Genomic DNA, 23,868 nt, shown 5'->3' with positions numbered 1-23,868 from the left:
GGTGTGGTGGGCGCATTCCTATAGTGTGCGCAAGTGGCGGAAAGTGGCATGAAGTGGGTTTTTTGAGCTCAAAACGATAAAAATTGGAGAAACGCTGACGTGTTTCGCGGAGCTAACGCTATCAGTCTCGATGCAAAGGGCCGTCTCGCCATGCCGAGCCGGTACCGTGACGAGCTCGATTCGCGCAGTTCCGGCCAATTGATCGTGACCATTGATGCCGTTGATCCATGCCTGTGTGTCTATCCGCTCGATGAGTGGGAAATTATTGAAACCAAGTTGCGCGCACTCCCTTCGCTTCGCGAAGAGAACCGTCGCCTGCAACGTTTATTGATTGGTAATGCCGTCGACCTCGAACTCGATGGCAGTGGTCGTTTCCTGGTTCCGCCGCGTTTGCGCGAATACGCCAAGCTCGATAAGCGCGCGATGCTGGTCGGCCAACTGAACAAGTTCCAATTGTGGGACGAGGATGCATGGAATGCGGTATCTGCCGCTGACCTTGCTGCTATTCAACAACCGGGCGCGATGCCTGATGAACTGCGTGATTTGATCCTGTGACTATTGATAGCGGCTTTAACCACATCACCGTACTGCTTGACGAAGCCGTCGAGGCTCTCGCCGTACGTCCTGATGGCTGCTATCTGGATGGCACGTTCGGGCGCGGCGGGCACAGTCGGTTGATCCTCAGCCAGCTCGGGCCGGACGGTCGACTCATCGGATTCGACAAGGATCCTCAAGCGATTGCCACCGGGCAAACGCTAGCGGCCGAAGACGGCCGCTTTGTCGTTGTGCAGCGCAGCTTTGCCGAGCTCGGTTCGGTGGTTGCCGAGCAAGGCCTGACCGGCAAGGTCAGCGGCATTCTGCTCGACCTCGGTGTGTCTTCGCCGCAGCTCGATGACGCCGAGCGCGGCTTCAGTTTCCTCAATGACGGGCCGCTGGACATGCGCATGGACCCGTCCCGTGGCATCAGCGCTGCCGAATTCGTCAACACCGCGCCTGTGGAAGAAATCGCCCGGGTGTTCAAGGAATACGGCGAAGAACGTTTCTCCGGGCGTATGGCCCGTGCCGTTGCCGAGCGTCGTGACATCAAGCCGTTCGAGCGCACCGCCGATCTGGCCGAAGTGCTGAAAGTCGCCAACCCGGCGTGGGAAAAGGGCAAGAACCCGGCCACCCGCGCGTTCCAGGGGTTGCGCATTCACGTCAATAACGAACTCGGCGATCTGGAAGCCGGTCTCGACGCCGCGCTGGAAGCGCTGGAAGTTGGCGGCCGTCTGGTGGTGATCAGCTTCCACTCGCTGGAAGACCGCATCGTCAAACTGTTCATGCGCAAGCTGGTGAAAGGCGAGGCCGACAATTTGCCGCGCAACCTGCCGGTTCGCCACGTCGCCTTCGAACCGAAAATCAAAATCCACGGCAAAGCGCAGACGGCCTCCGACGCCGAACTCAAAGCCAACCCACGTTCCCGTAGCGCCGTCATGCGTGTCGCGGAGAAGTTGCGGTGAGCAAGCTTTTCGCCAAACCACTGCCCGGCGGCAGCTTTCTGATGCTGCTGCTGTTTATCGGCGTGCTGTTTTCGGCCATTGCCGTGTCGTACAGCGCGCACTGGAACCGGCAGTTGCTCAACACCCTTTATAACGAACTCAGCGTGCGCGACAAGGCGCAGGCCGAGTGGGGCCGCTTGATTCTCGAGCAGAGCACCTGGACTGCGCACAGCCGCATCGAAGTGCTGGCCACCGAACAACTGAAGATGCACATACCTGGCGCGGCTGACGTGAAGATGGTGGCGCCATGATGAAACTCGAAGGCGCGCTGTTCCCATGGCGCTTCCGCCTGATGGTGGCGCTGCTCGGTCTGATGGTCGCGGCGATCTGCTGGCGCATCATCGACCTGCAAGTGGTCGACCGTGACTTCCTCAAAGGGCAGGGCGATGCGCGCAGCCTGCGGCATATTCCGATTCCGGCGCACCGTGGCCTGATCACCGACCGTAACGGCGAGCCTCTGGCTGTCAGTACCCCAGTGACCACGCTGTGGGCCAACGCCAAGGAAATGCAGTCGGCCAAAGAGAAGTGGCCGGCACTCGCCGCCGCGCTGGGCCAGAACCCGAAAGCCCTGAGCGAACGCCTCGAAGCCCAAGCCAACAAAGAATTCATTTATCTGGTGCGCGGGCTGACCCCCGAGCAGGGTCAGGCTGTGCTCGATCTGAAAGTGCCGGGCGTCTACGGCATCGAAGAATTCCGCCGCTTCTACCCGGCCGGTGAAGTCACCGCGCACATGGTCGGCTTTACCGACATCGACGATCACGGTCGCGAAGGCGTCGAGCTGGCCTATGACGAATGGCTGGCCGGGGTGCCGGGCAAACGACAAGTCATCAAGGATCGCCGTGGCCGGTTGATCAAGGATGTTCAAGTCACCAAGAACGCCAAGGCCGGCAAGCCCTTGGCGTTGTCGATTGACCTGCGTCTGCAATACCTGGCCAACCGCGAGCTGCGCAACGCGATCATCGAAAACGGCGCCAAGGCCGGCAGTCTGGTGATCATGGACGTGAAGACCGGCGAGATCCTGGCCATGGTCAACCAGCCGACCTACAACCCGAACAACCGTCGCAACCTGCAACCGGCGATGATGCGCAACCGCGCCATGATCGACGTGTTCGAGCCGGGTTCGACCATGAAAGCCATTTCCATGAGCGCGGCAATCGAAACCGGCCGCTGGAAACCGAGCGACACCGTCGAGGTGTATCCGGGCTCGTTGCAGATCGGCAAATACACCATCAAAGACGTGTCGAAGACCGAAGGGCCAGTGCTCGATCTGACCGGCATCCTGATCAATTCCAGTAACGTCGGCATGAGTAAGGTCGCCTTCGATATCGGCGGCGAAACCATTTTCCGTCTCGCGCAGAAAGTCGGCCTCGGTCAGGACACCGGCCTGGGCTTCCCCGGCGAACGTGTCGGCAATCTGCCGAACTACCGCGAATGGCGCAAGGCTGAAACTGCAACCTTGTCTTACGGCTACGGTATTTCCGTGACCGCGATCCAGTTGGTGCACGCGTTCTCGGCGCTGGCCAACAATGGTCGCCTCGCGCCACTGACCCTGATCAAAACCGACAAGATGCCGCAGACCACCCAAGTGCTGCCGGAAGCCGTGGCGAAAACCATGCAGGGCATGTTGCAGCAGGTAATCGAAGCGCCGCGCGGCGTGTTCCGTGCGCAGGTGCCGGCCTATCACGTCGGTGGCAAGTCGGGTACCGCGCGCAAGACCTCGGTCGGCACCAAGGGCTACGCAGAAAATTCCTACCGCTCGCTGTTCGCCGGCTTCGGCCCGATGAGCGATCCGCGTTACGCCATTGTTGTGGTGATTGATGAACCGACCAAGGCCGGTTACTTCGGTGGTCTGGTGTCGGCGCCGGTGTTCAGCCGTGTGATGTCCGGCACCCTGCGCCTGATGAACGTGACCCCGGACAACCTGCCGACCACCCAACAGGCCAATGCCACCCCGGTCGTTCCGCTGAAAGCCAATGGAGGGCGCGGCTGATGTCATTAAGTCTGAACAAGATATTCCCCCACGCCGGCCACGATCTGTTGATCCGTGAACTGGCGCTGGACAGCCGCAACGTGCGCGCCGGCGATCTGTTTCTCGCCGTGCCCGGCGGCCGTTTCGATGGCCGTGCGCACATCGCCGATGCCTTGCAACGCGGCGCGGCTGCCGTGGCTTATGAAGTCGAAGGCGCCACCGTGCTGCCGATCACTGACGTGCCGCTGATTCCGGTCAAGGGTCTGGCGGCGCAACTTTCGGACATTGCCGGGCGTTTTTACGGTGAGCCGAGTCATCACCTGAACCTGATCGGCGTCACTGGCACCAACGGCAAGACCAGCGTGACCCAACTGGTTGCGCAGGCACTTGATCTGCTCGGCCAGCATTGCGGCATCGTCGGTACGCTGGGTTCCGGTTTCTACGGCGCGCTGGAAAGCGGCCTGCACACCACGCCGAACCCGATTGCCGTGCAAGCGACCCTGGGTGACCTGAAAAAGGCCGGTGCCAAAGCCGTGGCCATGGAAGTCTCGTCCCACGGTCTGGATCAGGGCCGGGTCACCGCGCTGGCGTTCGACGTGGCGGTGATGACCAACCTGTCCCGCGATCATCTGGATTATCACGGCACTATGCAGGCGTATGCCGAGGCCAAGGCCCGGCTGTTCGCCTGGAATGACCTGAAGTGCCGCGTGGTCAACCTCGACGACGATTTCGGCCTGCAACTGGCGGCGGAAAAGCGCGAGTCGCGTTTGATCACCTACAGCCTGCTCGACAGCAGTGCCTACCTGTTCTGCCGCGAAGCGCAGTTCGACGACCATGGTGTACGCGCCACGCTGGTCACGCCGCAGGGCGAGCATCACCTGCGCAGTACGCTGCTTGGTCGTTTCAACCTGAGTAACGTGCTGGCCGCAGTCGGCGCCTTGCTCGGTCTGGATTACGCCCTCGACGAAATTCTCAAAGTGCTGCCGAAGCTCGAAGGCCCGGCCGGTCGCATGCAGCGTCTGGGTGGTGGCACGCAGCCGTTGGTGGTGGTCGATTACGCCCACACCCCGGATGCACTGGAAAAAGTTCTCACAGCACTGCGCCCGCACGTAAAAGGCCAATTGCTGTGCCTGTTCGGCTGCGGCGGTGATCGCGATCGCGGCAAACGTCCGTTGATGGCCGAAGTGGTCGAGCGTCTGGCTGACCAGGTGTTGGTCACCGACGACAACCCGCGCACCGAAGATCCTGCGGTGATTTTCGACGACATCCGCGCCGGTTTCACCGCTGTGGATAAAGTCACTTTCGTCGCCGGTCGCGGCCAGGCCATTGCGCAATTGATTGCTGGCGCAACCGCTGATGACGTCATTGTGCTGGCCGGCAAAGGTCACGAGGACTATCAGGAAATCAACGGCGTGCGCCATGCCTTTTCCGATCTGGTCGAGGCCGATCATGCCCTGACCGCGTGGGAGGTGGCCCATGCTTAAGGCCCTGACACTCAGTGAACTGACCAACGCCCTCGAAGCCCGTTTGATCGGCGCTGACGCGAGTTTCGACGGCGTCAGCATCGACAGCCGTGCGATCCAGCCCGGCCAGTTGTTCATCGCCCTGACCGGCCCGCGTTTCGACGGTCATGATTATCTGAACGACGTTGCCGGCAAAGGCGCCGTGGCGGCACTGGTCGAGCGCGAAGTCGCCGACAGCGCGCTGCCGCAATTGCTGGTCAAGGACACCCGTCAGGCGCTGGGCCAACTCGGCGCGTTGAACCGTGCTGCGTTCACCCAGCCAGTGGCGGCGGTGACCGGTTCCAGTGGCAAGACCACGGTCAAGGAAATGCTCGCGAGCATCCTGCGCACGCGCGGTCCGGTGCTGGCGACCCGTGGCAACCTGAACAACGACCTCGGCGTACCGCTGACCCTGATCGAACTGGCGCCGGAACACACCTCGGCTGTCATCGAACTGGGCGCTTCGCGTCTCGGTGAAATCGCCTACACCGTCGGCCTGACCAAGCCGCACGTAGCGATTCTGAACAACGCCGGCACCGCTCACGTCGGTGAGTTCGGCGGTCCGGAAAAAATCGTCGAAGCCAAAGGCGAAATCATCGAGGGTCTGGCCGCCGATGGCATCGCCGTGCTCAACCTCGATGACAAGGCTTTTGGTATCTGGAAGACCCGCGCGGCCGGCCGTCAGGTGCTGACCTTCGCCCTGAGCAACAGCGAGGCGAATTTCCACGCCAGCGATCTGGCCACCGATGCCCGTGGTTGCCCGGCGTTCAATGTGCACACGCCTGAAGGTAGCGAGCGCGTGCAACTGAACCTGCTCGGTACTCATAACGTCGCCAATGCCCTGGCTGCCGCCGCTGCTGCTCACGCCTTGGGCGTGTCGCTGTTCGGCATCGCCACCGGCCTCGGTGCGGTGCAACCGGTCAAGGGGCGCACCGTCGCGCAACTGGCAAAAAACGGCATGCGCGTGATCGATGACACCTACAACGCAAACCCCACCTCGATGTGCGCGGCCGTTGATATACTCGCCGGCTTTTCCGGCCGCACCGTCCTGGTGCTCGGCGATATCGGCGAGTTGGGCGACTGGGCGGAGCAGGGGCACCGCGACGTGGGCGAGTACGCCCGAGGCAAGGTTTCTGCGCTTTACGCGGTCGGGCCGAACATGGTCCACGCGGTAAACGCTTTCGGTGAGCAGGCGCAGCACTTCGGCACCCAGGCCGAGCTGATCCAGGCCCTCGCCGCCGAGCAGGACACAAACACCACCATTTTGATCAAGGGTTCGCGCAGCGCAGCGATGGAAAACATCGTTGCGGCTCTGTGCGGGTCCAGTCTGGAGAAACATTAATGCTGCTGCTGCTAGCGGAGTATCTGCAACAGTTCTACAAAGGCTTCGCGGTCTTCCAGTACCTGACCCTGCGCGGGATTCTCGGTGTGCTGACCGCGCTGGTCTTGTCGCTGTGCTATGGCCCGTGGATGATCCGTACTCTGCAGAACCGTCAGATCGGCCAATCGGTGCGCAACGACGGCCCGCAATCGCACCTGTCCAAATCCGGCACCCCGACCATGGGGGGCGCGCTGATTCTATCGTCGATCGGCGTTAGCACCTTGCTCTGGGCTGACCTGAGCAACCGCTACGTCTGGGTGGTGCTGTTGGTGACCCTGCTGTTCGGCGCCATCGGCTGGGTCGACGATTATCGCAAAGTCATCGAGAAGAACTCCCGTGGCCTGCCGAGCCGCTGGAAGTATTTCTGGCAGTCGGTGTTCGGTCTCGGCGCTGCGATCTTCCTTTATATGACTGCCGCGACGCCGGTGGAAACCACACTGATCCTGCCGATGCTCAAGGACTACAGCATTCCGCTGGGCGCCGGGTTCATCGTGCTGACCTACTTCGTCATTGTCGGCTCGAGCAACGCGGTCAACCTGACTGACGGCCTCGACGGCCTGGCGATCATGCCGACGGTGATGGTCGGCGGCGGTCTGGGGATTTTCTGCTACCTGTCGGGTAACGTGAAATTCGCCGAGTATTTGCTGATTCCTTACGTACCGGGTGCGGGCGAGCTGATTGTGTTCTGCGGCGCACTGATCGGTGCCGGCCTCGGTTTCCTCTGGTTCAACACTTATCCAGCGCAGGTGTTCATGGGCGACGTCGGTGCCCTGGCACTCGGCGCGGCACTGGGCACCATCGCGGTGATCGTCCGTCAGGAAATCGTCCTGTTCATCATGGGCGGCGTGTTCGTGATGGAAACCCTGTCAGTGGTCATTCAGGTTGCCTCCTTTAAGCTGACCGGTCGCCGCGTGTTCCGCATGGCGCCGATTCACCACCACTTTGAACTCAAGGGCTGGCCTGAGCCGCGCGTGATCGTCCGTTTCTGGATCATCACCGTGATTCTCGTCCTGGTCGGCCTTGCCACCCTGAAGCTGAGGTAGAACGAGTGTCTCTGATCGCTTCTGACCACTTCCGCATCGTTGTCGGCCTCGGCAAGAGCGGCATGTCCCTGGTTCGCTTCCTGGCGAACCGGGGCACGTCGTTTGCTGTGGCCGACACGCGGGAAAATCCACCGGAACTGGCCACGCTCAAGCGTGACTATCCGCACGTGGAAGTGCGTTGTGGCGAGCTGGACGTCGAATTCCTCTGCCGTGCCGACGAGCTCTACGTAAGCCCCGGCCTGGCGCTGGCGACTCCGGCCCTGCAAGCCGCCGCTGCCCGTGGCGTGAAAATGTCTGGCGACATCGAGTTGTTCGCGCGTTACGCGCGGGCGCCGATCGTCGCGATCACCGGCTCCAACGCGAAAAGCACCGTGACCACGCTGGTCGGTGAGATGGCGGCTGCGGCCGGCAAGCGCGTCGCCGTTGGCGGCAACCTAGGCACGCCGGCGCTGGATCTGCTCAGCGACGATGTCGAGTTGTACGTCATGGAGTTGTCGAGTTTCCAGCTGGAAACCACCGACCAGCTCAACGCCGAAGTCGCCACCGTACTGAACATCAGCGAAGACCACATGGATCGCTACAGCGGTCTGCCAGCCTATCACCTGGCCAAGCACCGGATCTTCCGGGGCGCGAAGCAGTTTGTGGTCAACCGTCAGGACGCCCTAAGCCGTCCATTGATCGGCGAAGGCCAGCCATGCTGGACCTTTGGCCTGAGCAAACCGGATTTCAAAGCGTTCGGCATTCGCGAAGAAGACGGCGAGAAGTACCTCGCCTTCGAATTCCAGAACCTGATGCCCGTGCGTGAACTGAAGATTCGCGGTGCGCATAACCAGTCCAACGCGCTCGCCGCATTGGCACTGGGTCACGCTGTGGGTCTGCCGTTCGACGCCATGCTCTCTGCATTGCGTACGTTTGCCGGCCTCGAGCATCGTTGCCAGTGGGTGCGCGATCTCGACGGCGTGGCCTATTACAACGACTCCAAAGCCACCAACGTTGGCGCCGCTCTGGCCGCGATCGAAGGCCTCGGTGCGGACATCGACGGCAAGGTCATTCTGATCGCCGGCGGTGACGGCAAAGGCGCCGAATTCAACGATCTGCGCGATCCGGTGGCGGCCAACTGCCGCGCTGTGGTCCTGATGGGCCGCGACTCCGACAAGATCGGCGCAGCCATTGGCGATGCCGTGCCGCTGATCCGCGCGACCTCGCTGGTCGACGCCGTCGCGCAATGCCGCGCAGCTGCCCAGCCGGGTGACGTGGTGCTGCTGTCTCCGGCCTGCGCCAGTTTCGACATGTTCAAGAATTACGAAGACCGTGGTCACCAGTTCGTCCGCGCTGTGGAGGAACTGGCATGAACTTGAGAAACATCATCAAGCCGTACCCGTCGCCGCTGATCACCGGGCGTGGCATCGACCTCGACTTCCCGATGCTCGCCGGTTGCCTTGCGCTGCTCGGCCTGGGCCTGATCATGATCGCTTCGGCGTCCACCGAAGTGGCGGCGGCGCAGTCGGGCAGTCCGCTGTATTACATGATTCGCCACCTTATCTATGTGGTGCTGGGCCTGGGTGCGTGCATTGTCACCATGATGATCCCGATCGCCACTTGGCAGCGCCTCGGCTGGATGATGCTGATCGGTGCGTTCGGCCTGTTGGTGATGGTGATCATCCCCGGCATCGGCCGCGAAGTGAACGGTTCGATGCGCTGGATCGGTTTCAGCTTCTTCAACGTGCAGCCGTCGGAAATCGCCAAGGTGTTCGTGGTGATCTACCTCGCCGGTTATCTGGTGCGCCGGCAGAAAGAAGTGCGCGAGAGCTGGATGGGCTTCTTCAAGCCGTTCATCGTGCTGCTGCCGATGGCGGGTCTGTTGCTGATGGAACCGGACTTCGGTGCCACCGTAGTCATGATGGGCGCGGCGGCGGCGATGCTGTTTCTTGGCGGGGTCGGACTGTTCCGCTTCTCGCTGATGGTGGTGCTGGCGGTTGGCGCGGTGGTTTTGCTGATCCAGATGCAGCCGTATCGAATGGCGCGTCTGACCAACTTCGCCGACCCGTGGGCCGACCAGTTCGGTGCCGGCTATCAGTTGTCGCAGGCCTTGATCGCTTTCGGTCGCGGCGAGTGGCTGGGCGTCGGCCTGGGCAACAGCGTGCAGAAGCAGTTCTACCTGCCGGAAGCGCATACCGACTTCGTGTTCTCGGTACTCGCCGAAGAGCTCGGTGCGGTCGGTTCGTTGTGCACCGTCGCGCTGTTCGTGTTCGTGTGTATTCGCGGCATGTACATCGGCCTGTGGGCGGAGAAGGCCAAGCAGTTCTTCGCCGCGTACGTGGCTTACGGCTTGTCGTTCCTGTGGATTGGTCAGTTCCTGATCAACATCGGTGTGAACGTCGGCCTGCTGCCAACCAAGGGTCTGACCTTGCCGTTCCTCAGTTACGGCGGCAGCTCGCTGGTGATCTGCTGTGCCTGTCTGGGTCTGTTGCTGCGCATCGAGTGGGAAAGTCGGACCCACCTGGGCAGCGAAGAGATGGAATTCCAGGAGAGCGACTTCGCCGAGGAGCCGACTCATGGGCGCTAACGTATTGATCATGGCCGGCGGTACCGGCGGCCACGTGTTCCCGGCGCTGGCCTGTGCCCGCGAGTTTCAGGCGCGCGGCTACACCGTGCACTGGCTCGGCACGCCACGGGGGATCGAAAACGAACTGGTCCCGGCGGCAGGGCTTGAACTGCACCGGATCAACGCCAGCGGTCTGCGTGGCAAGGGCAAGCTGTCGCTGCTCAAGGCGCCGCTGATGCTGCTGAAATCGGTGTGGCAGGCGCGGGCGATCATGCGCCGTCTGAAGCCGGTGTGCGTGGTTGGCTTCGGCGGTTATGTGACCGGCCCTGGTGGTCTTGCCGCGAAACTGGCTGGCGTGCCGGTGATCGTTCACGAGCAGAACGCTGTCGCCGGCACCGCCAATCGGTTGCTGGTGCCGTTCGCCGCCCGAGTGTGTGAAGCGTTCCCCGACACCTTTACTCTGTCGGACAGCCGCCGTACCACCGGTAATCCGGTGCGCAGCGAGCTGTTCCTCGAGACATCGCGACCGGCGCTGGCCGGGCGCAAAGCGCGTTTGCTGATCCTTGGCGGCAGCCTGGGCGCAGAACCGTTGAACAAATTGCTGCCTGAAGCCCTGGCCCAAGTCGCTGCCGACCTGCGCCCGGAAGTGTTTCATCAGGCCGGTAAAAACCACGATGAAGTGACTGCCGAGCGTTACCGCGCCGTGGGTGTGGAAGCGCAGGTGCAGCCGTTCATCAAAGACATGGCCCAAGCCTATGGCTGGGCTGACCTGGTGGTGTGCCGCGCTGGCGCGTTGACCATCAGTGAGCTGGCGGCCGCCGGTCTGCCCTCGATGCTGGTGCCTTTGCCCCACGCGATCGACGATCACCAGACCCGCAACGCCGATTATTTGGCCCGCGAAGGCGCTGCCTTCCTGATGCCGCAAAGAACGACTGGTGCCGCGGATCTTGCCGCGCGCCTGACAGAGGTCTTGATGCAACCGCAACGACTCGAAGCAATGGCCCAAGCGGCCCGCCGACTGGCCAAACCCGATGCCACCCGTAGCGTGGTCGATACCTGTCTGGAGGTGGCCCATGGTTGAGAATCAGAAAGCCATGCCACAACCGGAAATGCGCCGCATCCGTCGCATCCACTTCGTCGGCATCGGCGGCGTGGGCATGTGCGGTATCGCTGAAGTGTTGTTGAACCTGGGCTATCAAGTCTCCGGTTCCGACCTGAAAGCCTCGCCGGTCACCGAGCGCCTGGAATCCTTTGGCGCGCAGATCTTCATCGGTCACCGTGCCGAGAACGCCGCTACCGCCGACGTGCTGGTGGTGTCGAGCGCAGTGAACACGTCCAACCCGGAAGTGGCGACTGCCCTTGAACGCCGCATTCCAGTGGTGCCGCGTGCAGAAATGCTCGCCGAGCTGATGCGCTATCGCCACGGCATCGCCGTCGCCGGTACCCATGGCAAAACCACCACCACCAGCCTGATCGCTTCGGTGTTCGCGGCCGGTGGTCTGGACCCGACATTCGTGATTGGTGGTCGTCTGAACGCAGCGGGCACCAATGCCCAGCTTGGCACCAGCCGTTACCTGATCGCCGAAGCCGACGAAAGCGATGCGAGCTTCCTGCATCTGCAGCCGCTGGTGGCCGTGGTCACCAACATCGACGCCGACCACATGGCGACCTACGACGGTGACTTCAACAAACTGAAGAAAACCTTCGTCGAATTCCTGCACAACCTGCCGTTCTACGGTTTGGCGGTGATGTGCCTGGACGATCCGGTGGTGCGCGAAATCCTGCCGCTGGTCAAGCGTCCGACCGTGACCTACGGCTTCAGCGAAGACGCCGATGTGCGCGCGATCAATGTCCGTCAGCAGGGCATGCAGACCTTCTTCACCGTCCTGCGCCCGGATCGCGAGCCGCTGGACGTGTCGGTGAACATGCCCGGCAACCACAACGTGCTCAACTCGCTGGCGACCATCTGCATCGCCACCGACGAAGGCGTCAGCGATGAAGCCATCGTTCAGGGCCTGTCAGGCTTCCAGGGTGTTGGCCGACGCTTCCAGGTCTACGGCGAACTGCCGGTGGACGGCGGCAACGTGATGCTGGTCGACGACTACGGTCACCACCCGACCGAGGTCGCTGCGGTGATCAAAGCCGTGCGCGGTGGCTGGCCGGAGCGTCGTCTGGTGATGGTCTACCAGCCGCATCGCTACAGCCGTACCCGTGATCTGTACGACGACTTCGTCAATGTACTGGCCGACGCCAACGTGCTGCTGCTGATGGAAGTCTATCCGGCCGGCGAAGAGCCGATCCCTGGCGCCGACAGCCGCAAGCTGTGCAACAGCATCCGTCAGCGCGGTCAGCTCGACCCGATCTACATCGAGCGTGGCGTCGACCTGGCGCCGCTGGTCAAGCCGCTGCTGCGCGCCGGCGACATTCTGCTGTGCCAGGGCGCTGGTGATATCGGCGGTCTCGCGCCGAAGCTGTTGAAAAGTGAATTGTTCGCCGGCGCCGTGGCGGCGCCGGTCGAGGGGAAGTTGAAATGACTGCTGCCTACGCCAAGCTGTTCTCCACCATCGCGCCGAAAGACTTCGGCCGCGTCGCCGTGCTCTTCGGCGGCCTGAGTGCCGAGCGTGAGGTTTCGCTGAAATCCGGCAACGCCGTGCTCGAGGCGCTGCAAAGCGCTGGCGTCGATGCGTTCGGCATCGATGTGGGCGAAGACTTCCTGCAGCGTCTGCTCAGCGAAAAGATCGACCGCGCGTTCATCATTCTCCACGGTCGCGGCGGTGAAGACGGCAGCATGCAGGGCCTGCTCGAGTGCGCCGGCATCCCTTACACCGGCAGCGGCATTCTTGCTTCCGCACTGGCGATGGACAAACTGCGCACCAAGCAGGTCTGGCACAGCCTTGGCATTCCGACGCCACGTCACGCCGTGCTGTGCAGCGAAGCCGATTGTATTTCGGCGGCGACGGAACTGGGCCTGCCTTTGATCGTCAAACCGGCGCATGAAGGTTCAAGTATCGGGATGGCCAAAGTGAATTCTGCGTCCGAGTTGATCGACGCATGGAAAGCGGCCAGTACCTACGATTCGCAAGTCTTGGTTGAGCAATGGATTCAAGGTCCGGAGTTCACCATCGCCACCCTGCGTGACCAGGTGTTGCCTCCAATCGCCCTGGGTACACCGCACACATTTTACGACTACGACGCCAAGTACATCGCCAACGATACCCAGTACCGCATTCCGTGCGGGCTGGACGCGGCCAAGGAACAGGAACTCATGGAACTCACGGCCAAGGCCTGTGAGGCGCTGGGTATCGCCGGTTGGGGTCGGGCGGACGTGATGCAGGACGCCGACGGGCAGTTCTGGTTCCTCGAAGTCAATACCGCACCGGGCATGACCGATCACAGCCTGGTGCCGATGGCGGCGCGGGCTGCCGGTCTGGATTTCCAGCAACTGGTTCTGGCCATTCTGGCCGCCAGCGTTGAAGACGCAGGCGCAACAGAGGCGCGAGGTTAAGACCATGCAAGGCGCTCATCTCAGACATCAGCCACCCGCACCCGGCCGCAAGCCGGTGCCGCGGGGTGCCAGCCGAATGGTGGCGAAAGAGCCGATGTCCGCGCGCCTGCCGAAAGCCAATTTCAGCTTTCTGAAAAGCCTGTTCTGGCCAGTGCTGCTGGTGGCGCTGGGGTTTGGCACCTACGAAGGCGCGCAGCGTCTGCTGCCGTACGCGGACCGGCCGATCAGCAAGATCGCGGTGCAGGGCGACTTGAGCTACATCAGCCAGCAGGCGGTGCAGCAGCGGATCGCGCCGTTCGTGGCGTCGAGCTTCTTCACCATCGACCTCGCCGGTATGCGTACCGAGCTCGAGCAGATGCCGTGGATCGCCCATGCCGAAGTGCGTCGGGTGTGGCCGGATCAGGTGGTGATCCGCCTGGAAGAGCAATTGCCGGTGGCGCGTTGGGGCGACGAGTCGTTGCTCAACAACCAGGGCCAGGCGTTCACGCCCAAGGAACTGGCGAACTACGAACACCTGCCGCAGCTGTTCGGCCCACAACGGGCTCAGCAGCAGGTGATGCAGCAGTATCAGGTGCTGAGCCAGATGCTGCGCCCGCTGGGTTTTTCGATTGCACGCCTGGAATTGCGTGAACGCGGCAGCTGGTTCCTGACCACCGGTGCCGGCAGTTCCGGCCCCGGCATCGAGTTGCTGCTGGGACGCGGCAACCTGGTGGAAAAGATGCGCCGCTTTATCGCCATCTATGACAAGACGCTGAAAGAGCAGATTACGAACATTGCGCGCATCGATCTGCGCTACGCCAACGGCCTCGCTGTTGGCTGGCGGGAACCCGTAGCGCCGACGACAGCCCAACCCGCTGTCGCAAAGAATTAAGAAGAGGCAGGACCCATGGCAAACGTGCAAAGCGGCAAAATGATCGTCGGTCTGGATATCGGCACCTCCAAAGTGGTGGCGCTGGTAGGCGAGGTCGCGGACGACGGCCAGCTGGAAATCGTCGGGATCGGCACGCATCCGTCCCGCGGCCTGAAGAAGGGCGTGGTGGTCAACATCGAATCCACCGTGCAGTCGATCCAGCGCGCGATCGAAGAAGCCCAACTGATGGCCGGCTGCCGCATTCACTCGGCGTTCGTCGGCGTTGCGGGCAATCACATCCGCAGCCTGAACTCCCACGGCATCGTCGCGATCCGTGATCGCGAAGTCAGCTCGGCCGACCTTGAGCGTGTGCTCGACGCCGCTCAGGCCGTGGCGATCCCGGCTGACCAGCGCGTGCTGCACACCCTGCCGCAGGATTACGTGATCGATAACCAGGAAGGCGTGCGCGAGCCTCTGGGCATGTCCGGCGTGCGTCTGGAAGCCAAGGTTCACGTGGTCACCTGCGCCGTCAACGCTGCACAGAACATTGAAAAATGCGTGCGTCGCTGCGGTCTGGAAATCGACGACATCATCCTCGAGCAACTGGCCTCGGCCTACTCGGTGCTGACCGACGACGAGAAAGAACTGGGCGTGTGCCTGGTCGACATCGGCGGCGGCACCACCGACATCGCGATCTTCACCGAAGGCGCGATCCGTCACACCGCCGTGATCCCGATTGCCGGTGATCAAGTGACCAACGACATCGCCATGGCGTTGCGCACCCCGACCCAGTACGCCGAAGAGATCAAGATCCGTTACGCCTGCGCCCTGGCCAAACTGGCCGGTGCCGGTGAAACCATCAAGGTGCCGAGCGTTGGCGACCGTCCACCGCGTGAGCTGTCGCGTCAGGCCTTGGCCGAAGTGGTCGAGCCGCGTTACGACGAACTGTTCACCCTGATCCAGGCCGAGCTGCGTCGCAGCGGCTACGAAGACCTGATCCCGGCGGGCATCGTGCTCACCGGCGGTACGTCGAAAATGGAAGGCGCCACTGAACTGGCCGAAGAAATCTTCCACATGCCGGTGCGCCTCGGTGTACCGCATGGCGTGAAAGGTCTGGATGACGTGGTGCGCAACCCGATTTATTCCACTGGCGTCGGCTTGTTGATGTACGGCCTGCAAAAGCAGTCCGATGGAGTTTCGTTCTCCGGCATCGGCAGCCGCGACAGCTACAGCAGCGAAGAGCCTCAGGCGCCGCTGCTGGACCGACTGAAAAAGTGGGTTCAGGGCAATTTTTAAAAAAGCAGCTTGGAGCGACAAGCTTCAAGCGGCAAGCAACTGCAGTAGATACACCGCAACAAACAGCAGTAGGCGAAAAAACTAGAGAATGTAAGGAGAGGGAAAATGTTCGAACTCGTAGACAACATCCCCGCAAGCCCGGTAATCAAAGTTATCGGTGTCGGCGGTGGCGGCGGCAACGCTGTCAATCACATGGTCAAGAGCAACATCGAAGGCGTTGAGTTCATCTGCGCCAACACCGATGCTCAAGCGCTGAAAAACATCGGCGCGCGGACCATCCTGCAACTGGGCACCGGCGTGACCAAGGGCCTGGGTGCCGGCGCCAATCCTGAAGTCGGCCGTCAAGCCGCTCTGGAAGACCGCGAGCGCATCGCTGAAGTGCTGGCCGGCACCAACATGGTGTTCATCACCACCGGCATGGGCGGCGGTACCGGTACCGGTGCAGCGCCGATCATCGCCGAAGTGGCCAAGGAAATGGGCATCCTGACCGTTGCGGTCGTGACGCGTCCGTTCCCGTTCGAAGGCCGCAAGCGTATGCAGATCGCCGACGAAGGCATTCGCATGCTTTCCGAAAGCGTCGACTCGCTGATCACCATTCCGAACGAAAAACTGCTGACCATCCTCGGCAAAGACGCAAGCCTGTTGTCGGCTTTCGCCAAGGCTGACGATGTCCTGGCCGGTGCCGTTCGCGGTATCTCCGACATCATCAAGCGTCCGGGCATGATCAACGTCGACTTCGCCGACGTACGCACCGTGATGAGCGAAATGGGCATGGCGATGATGGGCACTGGCTGCGCCAGCGGTCCGAACCGTGCACGTGAAGCTACCGAAGCGGCGATCCGCAACCCGCTGCTGGAAGACGTCAACCTGCAAGGCGCGCGCGGCATTCTGGTGAACATCACCGCCGGTCCTGACCTGTCCCTGGGTGAGTACTCCGACGTGGGTTCGATCATCGAAGCCTTCGCTTCCGAGCACGCGATGGTCAAGGTCGGTACCGTCATCGATCCGGACATGCGCGACGAGCTGCACGTAACCGTAGTTGCCACCGGTCTGGGCGCGAAAATCGAGAAGCCTGTAAAGGTCATCGACAACACCGTTCACACCTCCATGGCCTCGGCGCAGGTGCAACAACCGGCTCCGGCCCGTCAGGAGCAGCCAGCGGTTAACTACCGTGATCTGGACCGTCCGACCGTCATGCGCAACCAGGCTCAGGCCGGTGCTGCGGCTGCCGCGAAGATGAATCCGCAGGATGACCTGGATTACCTGGACATTCCGGCATTCCTGCGTCGTCAGGCCGATTGATGGAATGTATCAGGGCTATGAAGGTGATTGGTGTTCAGCAAAGGCATGGTCTGCTATCATCGCCAGCCTTTGTTGATACCAGTTCGCAATTTGCGCTGAAGCGGCCCAAGCCATGATTAAACAACGCACACTGAAAAATATTATCCGTGCCACAGGTGTAGGCCTGCATTCCGGCGAGAAGGTCTATCTGACCCTCAAGCCTGCGCCTGTCGACACTGGCATTGTGTTTTGTCGCGCTGACCTCGACCCTGTGGTGCAGATTCCTGCCCGCGCGGAAAACGTCGGTGAAACCACTATGTCGACGACGCTGATCAATGGCGACGTCAAAGTGGACACGGTAGAGCACTTGCTCTCGGCCATGGCTGGCCTGGGCATCGATAACGCCTACGTCGAGCTCTCCGCGTCCGAAGTCCCGATCATGGATGGCAGCGCTGGACCCTTCGTATTCCTGATTCAATCGGCAGGCCTGGAAGAACAGGACGCCGCCAAGAAATTCATCCGCATCCTGCGTGAAGTGACAGTGGAAGACGGCGACAAGCGCGCCACTTTCGTCCCTTTCGAAGGCTTTAAGGTGAGCTTCGAGATCGATTTCGATCACCCGGTATTCCGGGACCGCACCCAGAGTGCAAGCGTGGATTTTTCCAGCACTTCGTTCGTAAAAGAAGTCAGCCGCGCCCGTACCTTTGGTTTCATGAGTGACATCGAGTACCTGCGCAAGCACAACCTCGCACTCGGCGGCAGCGTGGAAAACGCGATCGTGGTCGACGCTGATGGCGTGTTGAACGAAGACGGTCTTCGTTATGAAGACGAATTCGTCAAACACAAGATCCTCGACGCGATTGGCGACCTGTACCTGCTGGGCAACAGCCTGATTGGTGAGTTCAAAGGCTTCAAGTCCGGTCATGCACTGAACAACCAGCTGCTGCGCAAATTGATTGAGCAGACAGACGCTTGGGAAGTGGTGACGTTCGAAGACGCCAGCACCGCACCGATCTCTTACATGCGCCCGGTTGCGGCGGTGTAAGTAAAAAACCTCTCTAGTTTTTTGAAGGCCATCCTCGGATGGCCTTTTTTTATGCCCTTTGAAAGATCAAAAGATCGCAGCCTTCGGCAGCTCCTACAGGGGAACGCATTCCAGATGTAGGAGCTGCCGAAGGCCGCGATCTTTTGACTTTAAACTGACACTACAACGCGATTGCGCCCGCCTTCCTTGGCCTGATACAGCGCCTTGTCCGCTGCAAACAGCAGCTGCTCAAGTGTCATCTCGCTCGCCGATGTCCAGGTGGCGATGCCGATACTCACCGTCATCGCCCGCTCAGCGCCTTCAACCCATGGCAAGTTTTCCACCGCCTGGCGAATCTGCTCGGCGATCTGCTGCGCCCCGGCGCTGTCGGTCTCGGCGAGAATCACCGAAAACTCTTCACCGCCATACCGCGCGACCAGATCCGCCGGGCGCCGCACGTTCGCGGTGATTACCTTGGCCAGTTCGCGCAACACCTGATCCCCAGCCTGATGGCCATGGCGATCATTGAATGCCTTGAAGTGGTCGGCATCGATCATCATCACCGACAGCGGCTGGCCGGAGCGCTGCGCGCGGAACCATTCGTGGCGCAGGGTCTGGTCGAGCATGCGTCGGTTGGCAACGCCGGTCAGATCATCGGTGGCAGCCAGTTGCGCCAGTTCGCGTTCGGCGCGATGGCGCAAACGCAGTTCCCGAGCGAGCAGCCAGGTCAGCCACAACAGCCCCAGGCACAACACGCCGGTGGCGCCGCTGATCAGGATCGCCGTGCGCCGCCAAGTGCCGAACACCTCCTCGCTGGACAGCGCGACCATCACCGTCAACGGCAGATTGCCCACCCGCGAGTAGGTATAGAGCCGGCGTTGTTTATCCATGCTCGAGGTACTGGTGAAACTGCCGCTGCCATCGCGATCGTTGAGAATCCGCACGACGTTGGGGCGGTTGCCGAAACTCTTGCCGACCGAATCGCTTTGCAAATAGGGCTTCTGCGCGAGCAGCACGCCATCGCTGTTGATGATGTTCAGTGTGCTGTCGGTGCCGATGTCGAGGCTTTTGAACAGGTCGTCGAAGTAGTCGAGTTTCAGCGACGCCACCGCTACGCCGAGGAATTCACCGGTCTGCGAGGATATGCGCCGGCTGAAGCTGATGCGCCACTGATCGGCTTCTTCACAATCGCAACGGGTCTTGAACGGGCGGCTGATGAACATGCCGATGTCGCGGTTGAAGGCGTGGGCGAGGAAATAATCGCGATCGGCGAAATTGCCCGGTTTCGGTTCGATGCGCGAGGAGTCGGCGATCACCTCGCCATGCTTGTCGAGCAGGAGGATGTCGCCCTTGAAACGCGCGGTGGCAGAGCGATCGAACAGTGCCAGATGTCGGATCTGCGGCGAGACGTTCTGCAGGTCGTCACGCTGGGCGGCGGCGATCAGGCCTTGCAGCGTCAGGTCGTACAGCTCGACGGTGCGCAGCACATCGGCGTCGATCAATTGCGCAATGGTCGTGGCGCGGCGCGTGGCGACTTCCTGCGCACTGGCGTACTCGCGGATCAGCAGGAAGGTGACGATGCACACCATCGCAATCACGGTCAGCAGACTGCCGAGGATCAGCAGGCGCTCGGGGCGACCGGTAAGGCCTGTGATGGAAGGCGTGCGGCTGGCGATCATGATGGGGAGCCGGTTGAAGTGGTTTCATAAGCTTAGTTGGGCTGACGCCGGACGAACCTGTGGGAGCGAGCCTGCTCGCGAAAGCGGTGTGTCATTCAACACAGATGTTGACTGACAATCAGCTTTCGCGAGCAGGCTCGCTCCCACAGGGTAGATCACAGGATCTGAAAAACGCAGCGCCGATCTTAGAAGACGTTGACCGGGTAGTCGATGATCACGCGGTATTCATCTGTATCCGAATCAATCGCGCCGTAGCCGTTGCCGCCACGGTTGGTGGCCCATTGCAGGCGCACCGCGAGATCCTTGGCCTGGCCGCTTTGCACGACGTACTGCAAATCGATGTCGCGTTCCCAATGCTTGGCGTTATGGCCGTCGGCGCTGTACCAGCTGGAATAGCCTGCGCTGTTCGGGTCGGCTTTGGTCAGATCCACCGTGCCGCGTGAATAGGACAGCGCCGAGGTCAATCCGGGCATGCCGAGGCCAGTGAAGTCGTAAGCGTACTTGAGCTTCCAGGAGCGTTCGTTCGGACCGTTGAAGTCCGAATACTGCTGCGAGTTGTCTAGATAAACGCTGTCGCCCTGGCTGATGTAGTCGAACGGCGTATTACCGTTGACCCGCTGAAAGGCGGCGGTAACGCTGTGATGACCGACGCCAACGGTGAAGTGCAGGCTGTAGGTGTTGTTGTCGATATCGCCGAGCAGCGCATCACCGGCGTCTTGCGTGTGATAGAAGTGCAGGCCCGGGTTGAGGCTGACCAGATCGTTCAGTTGCCAGGTGTAGTCGAGGTCGTAGTAGTACTGGTTCCAGATGTCCTTGAGCTCAGACGCGTAAAGGCTGCTGGTCAGGCCCTCAACGCCGCTCCAGGCCACACCGGCCCAGTTCAAGTGTTGGCTGTCATCGCCATCGGCCAGCGTGCCGTAGGACGTGCCGATTCGGGTATGACCGCTCTGGTTATACGGCTTGGTGAAACTGGCCTGGCCACCTTCGATCAGCCAGCCGTCGAAGCTGCGGTTACTCAGGCTGATGCCACGAAAGGTCTGCGGCAGCATCCGTGTGTCGCCGCCGGCAATCACCGGGTTGGTGAGGAACAGGTCACCGGCCTTCAGTTCGGTATCGAATGCTCGCAGCTTCAGGGTCCCGCCGGCGGTTGAAAACGAGCCCGGCGCTTTGCCGTTGCCGTCGCTGATCGGCAGGATGCTCGAACCGTCGGTACCGCCTCCGCCATCGAGTTTCAAGCCGAGCATGGCATGAGCATCGACGCCGAAGCCGACCGTGCCTTCGGTATAACCCGATTCGAAAACCCCGAGAAAACCTTGCCCCCATTCAATGTTGTCGTCCGCTTTCTGCAAGCGGTTGCGATTCATGTAGTAGTTGCGGGCATTGAGGCTGAGGCTTGAGCCTTCGACGAAACCTTGTTCAGCGAGCTCGTCGGCGTGGACAGCGGGGGCAATCGTTGCGGCAATTGCAATGAACAGCGGGGTGAGGCAGGCAGGGTAAAACACGTGCGGTGGAGCTCCTTGGGTCAGCGGGCCGCTCTGGTTCATGAGCGGCTTGATGTTTCTTGTTTTTTCAGACGCGCCAGACGGCTTTCAGACCACAACGAAAAAAGGCCGCTGAATGGCAGCGGCCTGGAGTGACGACGGTTGAACGGGAAGAGCCAAACAACCGCGTCGAGGGAAACCTTTCGCGGTGCGACTCAGCTGTCTTTCTCGAGCGCTTGAGCCTGGGAAGTAGCGGCCTGCGGGGATTGCGTCGCGTCTTGAGCCTTGGCCATCACTTCGGCCTGATGCTGATCGAATGCCTGTGCGCGCGCGACGTTGTGCGCCACGAACGCTTGCGATTCTTCAGCCATCGCCATCGGCGACAGGATCAATGAGGACAAAACGAATGCGCTGGCAATACCCATACTGTTGGACATCTTGAAAACCTTCTCGCTTGGCGAGTGCTGTTTGGTGCGGGCAAAGATAAGGTTGCCGGGGGTTGGGAAACAGCGCGATTTTCATAAATGACTGTTACAGCAAAAGCAAAGATCGGCACGGGTAACAACCCGGTCTGTGCGTGATGGTGGCCTGTGGCGAGGGGATTTATCCCCGTTGGGCTGCGAAGCGGCCCCAAGAATTCCAGCCTCAAAGATTCTTAGAGCTTGTGCACAGGATTTGCGACTGCTGCGCAGCCGAGCGGGGATAAATCCCCTCGCCACAGGGCTTGGCTGAGCATTCAGACCGGAAGGTGAATGCCAAAGGTGTTCATGCCCCGATCACTGCGCACAAACACATCCCCGCCATGCATCAGCGCAATCGCCTTGACGATCGCCAGCCCCAGCCCGTGGTTATTGCCGCTGTTGCTGCGCGAAGCATCGACCCGATAAAACCGTTCGAACAATCTCGGCAGATGCTCGCTGGCAATCGGCGTCCCGGGATTGGCCACGCCAATGCTCACCTGGTGTTCTTCAACCTCGATGCGCACCTCGATCACCTGGCCCGGATCGGTATGCTGCACCGCGTTGCTGAGCAAGTTGATCAACGCCCGGCGCAGGTGCGCGACCTCGATTTGCACTTGCGCATCGCCGCTGACCTGCACTTCAACCTGCGCGTCCTCAAGAATGAAATCCAGATAGTCCAGTGTCGTCGCCACCTCATCAGCCAGTGACGTCGAGGTCAGTTTTGTCGCCTTGTTGCCCTGATCGGCGCTGGCCAGAAACAGCATGTCGTTGATGATCGAGCGCAGTCGCTCAAGCTCTTCGAGATTGGATTGCAGCACTTCGAAATAGTGTTCGGCGGAGCGCCCGCGAGTCAGTGCGACCTGGGTCTGGCCGATCAGGTTGGTCAGCGGCGAACGCAGTTCATGGGCTACGTCGGCGTTGAACGATTCCAGCCGCGAATAGGCCAGTTCAACCCGTTCCAGAGTTGAGTTGAACGATTCGACAAACTGCTCCAGTTCCGGCGGCAGCGGCGACAGGCGCAAGCGTCCGGCGCGCAGTGGTGGGGCCAGACGCTGGGCTTCCTGCGACAGCTTGATCAGCGGTTTCAGACCAATGCGCGCCACCCAATAGCCCAGCGCCGAGGCCAGCAGCACCCCGACAATCGCCAGACTGATCAGGGCGATGAGCAAGTGATGCTGGGTCTGATGCAGCGTCTCGGTGTCGATGCCGATCATGAAGCGCAGCGGCGGGCGCTGGTCCTTGGCCGGGAACTGACTGACCAGCACTTTCAGCGGGTAGGGCTGATCGGGCAGTTGCAGATCATGCATGCCCAACGGGCCGTTGGTGGCCGCGCGAATCTGCGGCGTAAGGTTGCCGTACTCGTAGCGCGGATCACCGCTGCTGATCCAGAAGCTGATGCGCTTGTCTTCCTCACCGAGCAGTTTGAGCTTGTTGTTGATCTTCACCCAATGCTCCGGCGTGCCGTAACGGCCAACGGTGGATTCGAGCACGCTGTACCGCGCATCCAGCTCGGCTTCGGGCAACAATCCCAAGCCCTTGTCCACCTGTTGATACAGCGCGCCACCAATCAACAGAAACACCACCAGCGCCACCAGCGTGAACATGCCGCTGAGGCGCAAGGCAATCGAGTTACTGGACACCACGGCTCTCCAGCACATAACCCATGCCGCGAATGGTGTGCAGCAGTTTTTCGTTGAACGGCCCGTCAAGCTTGGCCCGCAGGCGTTTGATCGCGACTTCGACGACGTTGGCGTCACTGTCGAAATTGATGTCCCAGACCATTTCGGCGATGGCGGTTTTCGAAAGGATTTCGCCCTGGCGACGGGCCAGCACGCTGAGCAGGGAAAACTCTTTCGCGGTCAGATCCAGGCGCGTGCCGGCGCGGGTGGCCTTGCGGCTGATCAGGTCGATCCACAGGTCGGCGATGGTCACTTGTACCGGTTCGTGGCCGCCACTACGGCGAGTCAGCGCTTGCAGGCGGGCGACCAGTTCGAGAAAGGAAAACGGTTTGCCGAGGTAATCGTCGGCGCCGTCGCGCAGGCCCTTTATCCGATCTTCGACGCGCTCGCGGGCGGTGAGCATGATCACCGGGGTCTGCTTGCGCGCACGTAATGCGCGCAGTACGCCGAAGCCATCGAGCCCCGGCAGCATGACGTCGAGGACGATTACGGCGTAGTCGCATTCCAGCGCCAGATGCAGGCCTTCGACACCGTCGCGGGCAAGGTCCACGGTGTAGCCCTGTTCGGTCAGGCCACGGTGCAGATAGTCCGCGGTTTTTTCTTCGTCTTCGATAATCAGAACGCGCATGACCGC

Annotated in this window: 21 protein-coding genes; 16 read left to right on the top strand and 5 right to left on the bottom strand. The window is 61.3% G+C overall.

Annotated elements, in window-relative coordinates; all coding sequences use genetic code 11:
• The first annotated feature begins 99 nt into the window (after positions 1-99).
• The 16 genes from mraZ to lpxC all read left to right on the top strand — a co-directional run bounded on the left by mraZ (position 100) and on the right by lpxC (position 17,955).
• Entirely contained in the window at positions 100-555 is a 456-nt protein-coding gene (gene mraZ, locus AB4O45_RS08155) for a division/cell wall cluster transcriptional repressor MraZ (RefSeq protein ID WP_007917012.1), read from the top strand.
• Entirely contained in the window at positions 552-1,499 is a 948-nt protein-coding gene (gene rsmH / locus AB4O45_RS08150) for a 16S rRNA (cytosine(1402)-N(4))-methyltransferase RsmH (protein ID WP_024014247.1), read from the top strand. The genes mraZ and rsmH overlap by 4 nt, the downstream gene beginning before the upstream one ends.
• Positions 1,496-1,789: a cell division protein FtsL gene (gene ftsL, locus AB4O45_RS08145; protein ID WP_016773269.1), complete on the top strand. Its 294-nt coding sequence runs from the start codon at positions 1,496-1,498 to the stop codon at positions 1,787-1,789. The genes rsmH and ftsL overlap by 4 nt, the downstream gene beginning before the upstream one ends.
• Complete coding sequence (locus tag AB4O45_RS08140; protein WP_174823877.1) at positions 1,789-3,528, top strand: peptidoglycan D,D-transpeptidase FtsI family protein; 1,740 nt, start codon at positions 1,789-1,791, stop codon at positions 3,526-3,528. Before ftsL ends, AB4O45_RS08140 begins: the two co-directional genes overlap by 1 nt.
• Positions 3,528-4,991 carry a UDP-N-acetylmuramoyl-L-alanyl-D-glutamate--2,6-diaminopimelate ligase gene (locus AB4O45_RS08135; RefSeq protein ID WP_375122669.1) on the top strand — a complete coding sequence of 488 codons (1,464 nt, stop codon included), beginning with the start codon at positions 3,528-3,530 and terminating at the stop codon, positions 4,989-4,991. The genes AB4O45_RS08140 and AB4O45_RS08135 overlap by 1 nt, the downstream gene beginning before the upstream one ends.
• Positions 4,984-6,351 carry a UDP-N-acetylmuramoyl-tripeptide--D-alanyl-D-alanine ligase gene (locus AB4O45_RS08130; RefSeq protein WP_095181682.1) on the top strand — a complete coding sequence of 456 codons (1,368 nt, stop codon included), beginning with the start codon at positions 4,984-4,986 and terminating at the stop codon, positions 6,349-6,351. The genes AB4O45_RS08135 and AB4O45_RS08130 overlap by 8 nt, the downstream gene beginning before the upstream one ends.
• The gene (gene mraY / locus AB4O45_RS08125; RefSeq protein WP_016773275.1) at positions 6,351-7,433 is read left to right on the top strand and encodes a phospho-N-acetylmuramoyl-pentapeptide-transferase; all 1,083 of its coding nucleotides are present in this window, start codon (positions 6,351-6,353) and stop codon (positions 7,431-7,433) included. The genes AB4O45_RS08130 and mraY overlap by 1 nt, the downstream gene beginning before the upstream one ends.
• Positions 7,434-7,438: 5 nt before the next feature.
• Positions 7,439-8,785, top strand: coding sequence for a UDP-N-acetylmuramoyl-L-alanine--D-glutamate ligase (murD, locus tag AB4O45_RS08120; protein WP_460161296.1), 1,347 nt, complete (start codon positions 7,439-7,441; stop codon positions 8,783-8,785).
• A complete protein-coding gene (gene ftsW / locus AB4O45_RS08115; RefSeq protein WP_016773276.1) occupies positions 8,782-9,999 on the top strand; it encodes a putative lipid II flippase FtsW in 1,218 nt (405 codons plus the stop codon). Before murD ends, ftsW begins: the two co-directional genes overlap by 4 nt.
• Positions 9,989-11,059, top strand: coding sequence for an undecaprenyldiphospho-muramoylpentapeptide beta-N-acetylglucosaminyltransferase (murG, locus tag AB4O45_RS08110; RefSeq protein WP_122611820.1), 1,071 nt, complete (start codon positions 9,989-9,991; stop codon positions 11,057-11,059). Before ftsW ends, murG begins: the two co-directional genes overlap by 11 nt.
• Positions 11,052-12,512, top strand: a complete 1,461-nt coding sequence (murC, locus tag AB4O45_RS08105) for a UDP-N-acetylmuramate--L-alanine ligase (RefSeq protein ID WP_039761387.1) — start codon at positions 11,052-11,054, stop codon at positions 12,510-12,512. The genes murG and murC overlap by 8 nt, the downstream gene beginning before the upstream one ends.
• Complete coding sequence (locus tag AB4O45_RS08100) at positions 12,509-13,483, top strand: D-alanine--D-alanine ligase (protein ID WP_016773280.1); 975 nt, start codon at positions 12,509-12,511, stop codon at positions 13,481-13,483. The genes murC and AB4O45_RS08100 overlap by 4 nt, the downstream gene beginning before the upstream one ends.
• 4 nt (positions 13,484-13,487) lie before the next feature.
• Positions 13,488-14,354 carry a cell division protein FtsQ/DivIB gene (locus AB4O45_RS08095; RefSeq protein ID WP_039761388.1) on the top strand — a complete coding sequence of 289 codons (867 nt, stop codon included), beginning with the start codon at positions 13,488-13,490 and terminating at the stop codon, positions 14,352-14,354.
• A gap of 15 nt (positions 14,355-14,369) precedes the next feature.
• The gene (gene ftsA / locus AB4O45_RS08090; protein WP_016773282.1) at positions 14,370-15,629 is read left to right on the top strand and encodes a cell division protein FtsA; all 1,260 of its coding nucleotides are present in this window, start codon (positions 14,370-14,372) and stop codon (positions 15,627-15,629) included.
• Positions 15,630-15,734: 105 nt separating this feature from the next.
• Positions 15,735-16,931 carry a cell division protein FtsZ gene (gene ftsZ / locus AB4O45_RS08085; protein WP_016773283.1) on the top strand — a complete coding sequence of 399 codons (1,197 nt, stop codon included), beginning with the start codon at positions 15,735-15,737 and terminating at the stop codon, positions 16,929-16,931.
• A gap of 112 nt (positions 16,932-17,043) precedes the next feature.
• The gene (gene lpxC, locus AB4O45_RS08080) at positions 17,044-17,955 is read left to right on the top strand and encodes a UDP-3-O-acyl-N-acetylglucosamine deacetylase (protein WP_007916984.1); all 912 of its coding nucleotides are present in this window, start codon (positions 17,044-17,046) and stop codon (positions 17,953-17,955) included.
• Positions 17,956-18,104: 149 nt separating this feature from the next.
• On the opposite strand, the gene AB4O45_RS08075 is transcribed toward lpxC, so the two are convergent.
• From AB4O45_RS08075 to AB4O45_RS08055, 5 genes are all read right to left on the bottom strand, one after another.
• On the bottom strand, positions 18,105-19,613 hold the full coding sequence (locus AB4O45_RS08075) for a sensor domain-containing diguanylate cyclase (RefSeq protein ID WP_460161295.1): 1,509 nt from the start codon (positions 19,611-19,613) through the stop codon (positions 18,105-18,107).
• Positions 19,614-19,798: 185 nt separating this feature from the next.
• Entirely contained in the window at positions 19,799-21,115 is a 1,317-nt protein-coding gene (locus tag AB4O45_RS08070) for an OprD family porin (protein WP_460161294.1), read from the bottom strand.
• A 194-nt stretch (positions 21,116-21,309) separates the two neighbouring features.
• Positions 21,310-21,531, bottom strand: a complete 222-nt coding sequence (locus AB4O45_RS08065; RefSeq protein ID WP_016773285.1) for a hypothetical protein — start codon at positions 21,529-21,531, stop codon at positions 21,310-21,312.
• 299 nt (positions 21,532-21,830) lie between these two features.
• Entirely contained in the window at positions 21,831-23,195 is a 1,365-nt protein-coding gene (locus AB4O45_RS08060) for a heavy metal sensor histidine kinase (RefSeq protein WP_305381509.1), read from the bottom strand.
• Complete coding sequence (locus AB4O45_RS08055; protein WP_016773287.1) at positions 23,185-23,862, bottom strand: heavy metal response regulator transcription factor; 678 nt, start codon at positions 23,860-23,862, stop codon at positions 23,185-23,187. Before AB4O45_RS08055 ends, AB4O45_RS08060 begins: the two co-directional genes overlap by 11 nt.
• Positions 23,863-23,868 lie beyond the last annotated feature (6 nt).

The organism is Pseudomonas sp. S2_B10 (assembly GCF_054668425.1).
Note: the sequence above shows the minus strand (reverse complement) of the source record. Positions and strands in the feature narration are given on the sequence as shown.

Excerpts from the sequence above, each read along its gene's own strand:
- ftsW (WP_016773276.1), top strand. The coding sequence starts at position 8,782 with ATGAACTTGAGAAACATCATCAAGCCGTACCCGTCGCCGCTGATCACC.
- AB4O45_RS08100 (WP_016773280.1), top strand. The coding sequence starts at position 12,509 with ATGACTGCTGCCTACGCCAAGCTGTTCTCCACCATCGCGCCGAAAGAC.
- ftsA (WP_016773282.1), top strand. The coding sequence starts at position 14,370 with ATGGCAAACGTGCAAAGCGGCAAAATGATCGTCGGTCTGGATATCGGC.
- AB4O45_RS08130 (WP_095181682.1), top strand. The coding sequence starts at position 4,984 with ATGCTTAAGGCCCTGACACTCAGTGAACTGACCAACGCCCTCGAAGCC.
- murC (WP_039761387.1), top strand. The coding sequence starts at position 11,052 with ATGGTTGAGAATCAGAAAGCCATGCCACAACCGGAAATGCGCCGCATC.
- murG (WP_122611820.1), top strand. The coding sequence starts at position 9,989 with ATGGGCGCTAACGTATTGATCATGGCCGGCGGTACCGGCGGCCACGTG.
- AB4O45_RS08095 (WP_039761388.1), top strand. The coding sequence starts at position 13,488 with ATGCAAGGCGCTCATCTCAGACATCAGCCACCCGCACCCGGCCGCAAG.
- AB4O45_RS08135 (WP_375122669.1), top strand. The coding sequence starts at position 3,528 with ATGTCATTAAGTCTGAACAAGATATTCCCCCACGCCGGCCACGATCTG.
- ftsZ (WP_016773283.1), top strand. The coding sequence starts at position 15,735 with ATGTTCGAACTCGTAGACAACATCCCCGCAAGCCCGGTAATCAAAGTT.
- AB4O45_RS08075 (WP_460161295.1), bottom strand. The coding sequence starts at position 19,613 with ATGATCGCCAGCCGCACGCCTTCCATCACAGGCCTTACCGGTCGCCCC.
- AB4O45_RS08055 (WP_016773287.1), bottom strand. The coding sequence starts at position 23,862 with ATGCGCGTTCTGATTATCGAAGACGAAGAAAAAACCGCGGACTATCTG.
- AB4O45_RS08140 (WP_174823877.1), top strand. The coding sequence starts at position 1,789 with ATGAAACTCGAAGGCGCGCTGTTCCCATGGCGCTTCCGCCTGATGGTG.
- mraY (WP_016773275.1), top strand. The coding sequence starts at position 6,351 with ATGCTGCTGCTGCTAGCGGAGTATCTGCAACAGTTCTACAAAGGCTTC.
- AB4O45_RS08065 (WP_016773285.1), bottom strand. The coding sequence starts at position 21,531 with ATGTCCAACAGTATGGGTATTGCCAGCGCATTCGTTTTGTCCTCATTG.
- lpxC (WP_007916984.1), top strand. The coding sequence starts at position 17,044 with ATGATTAAACAACGCACACTGAAAAATATTATCCGTGCCACAGGTGTA.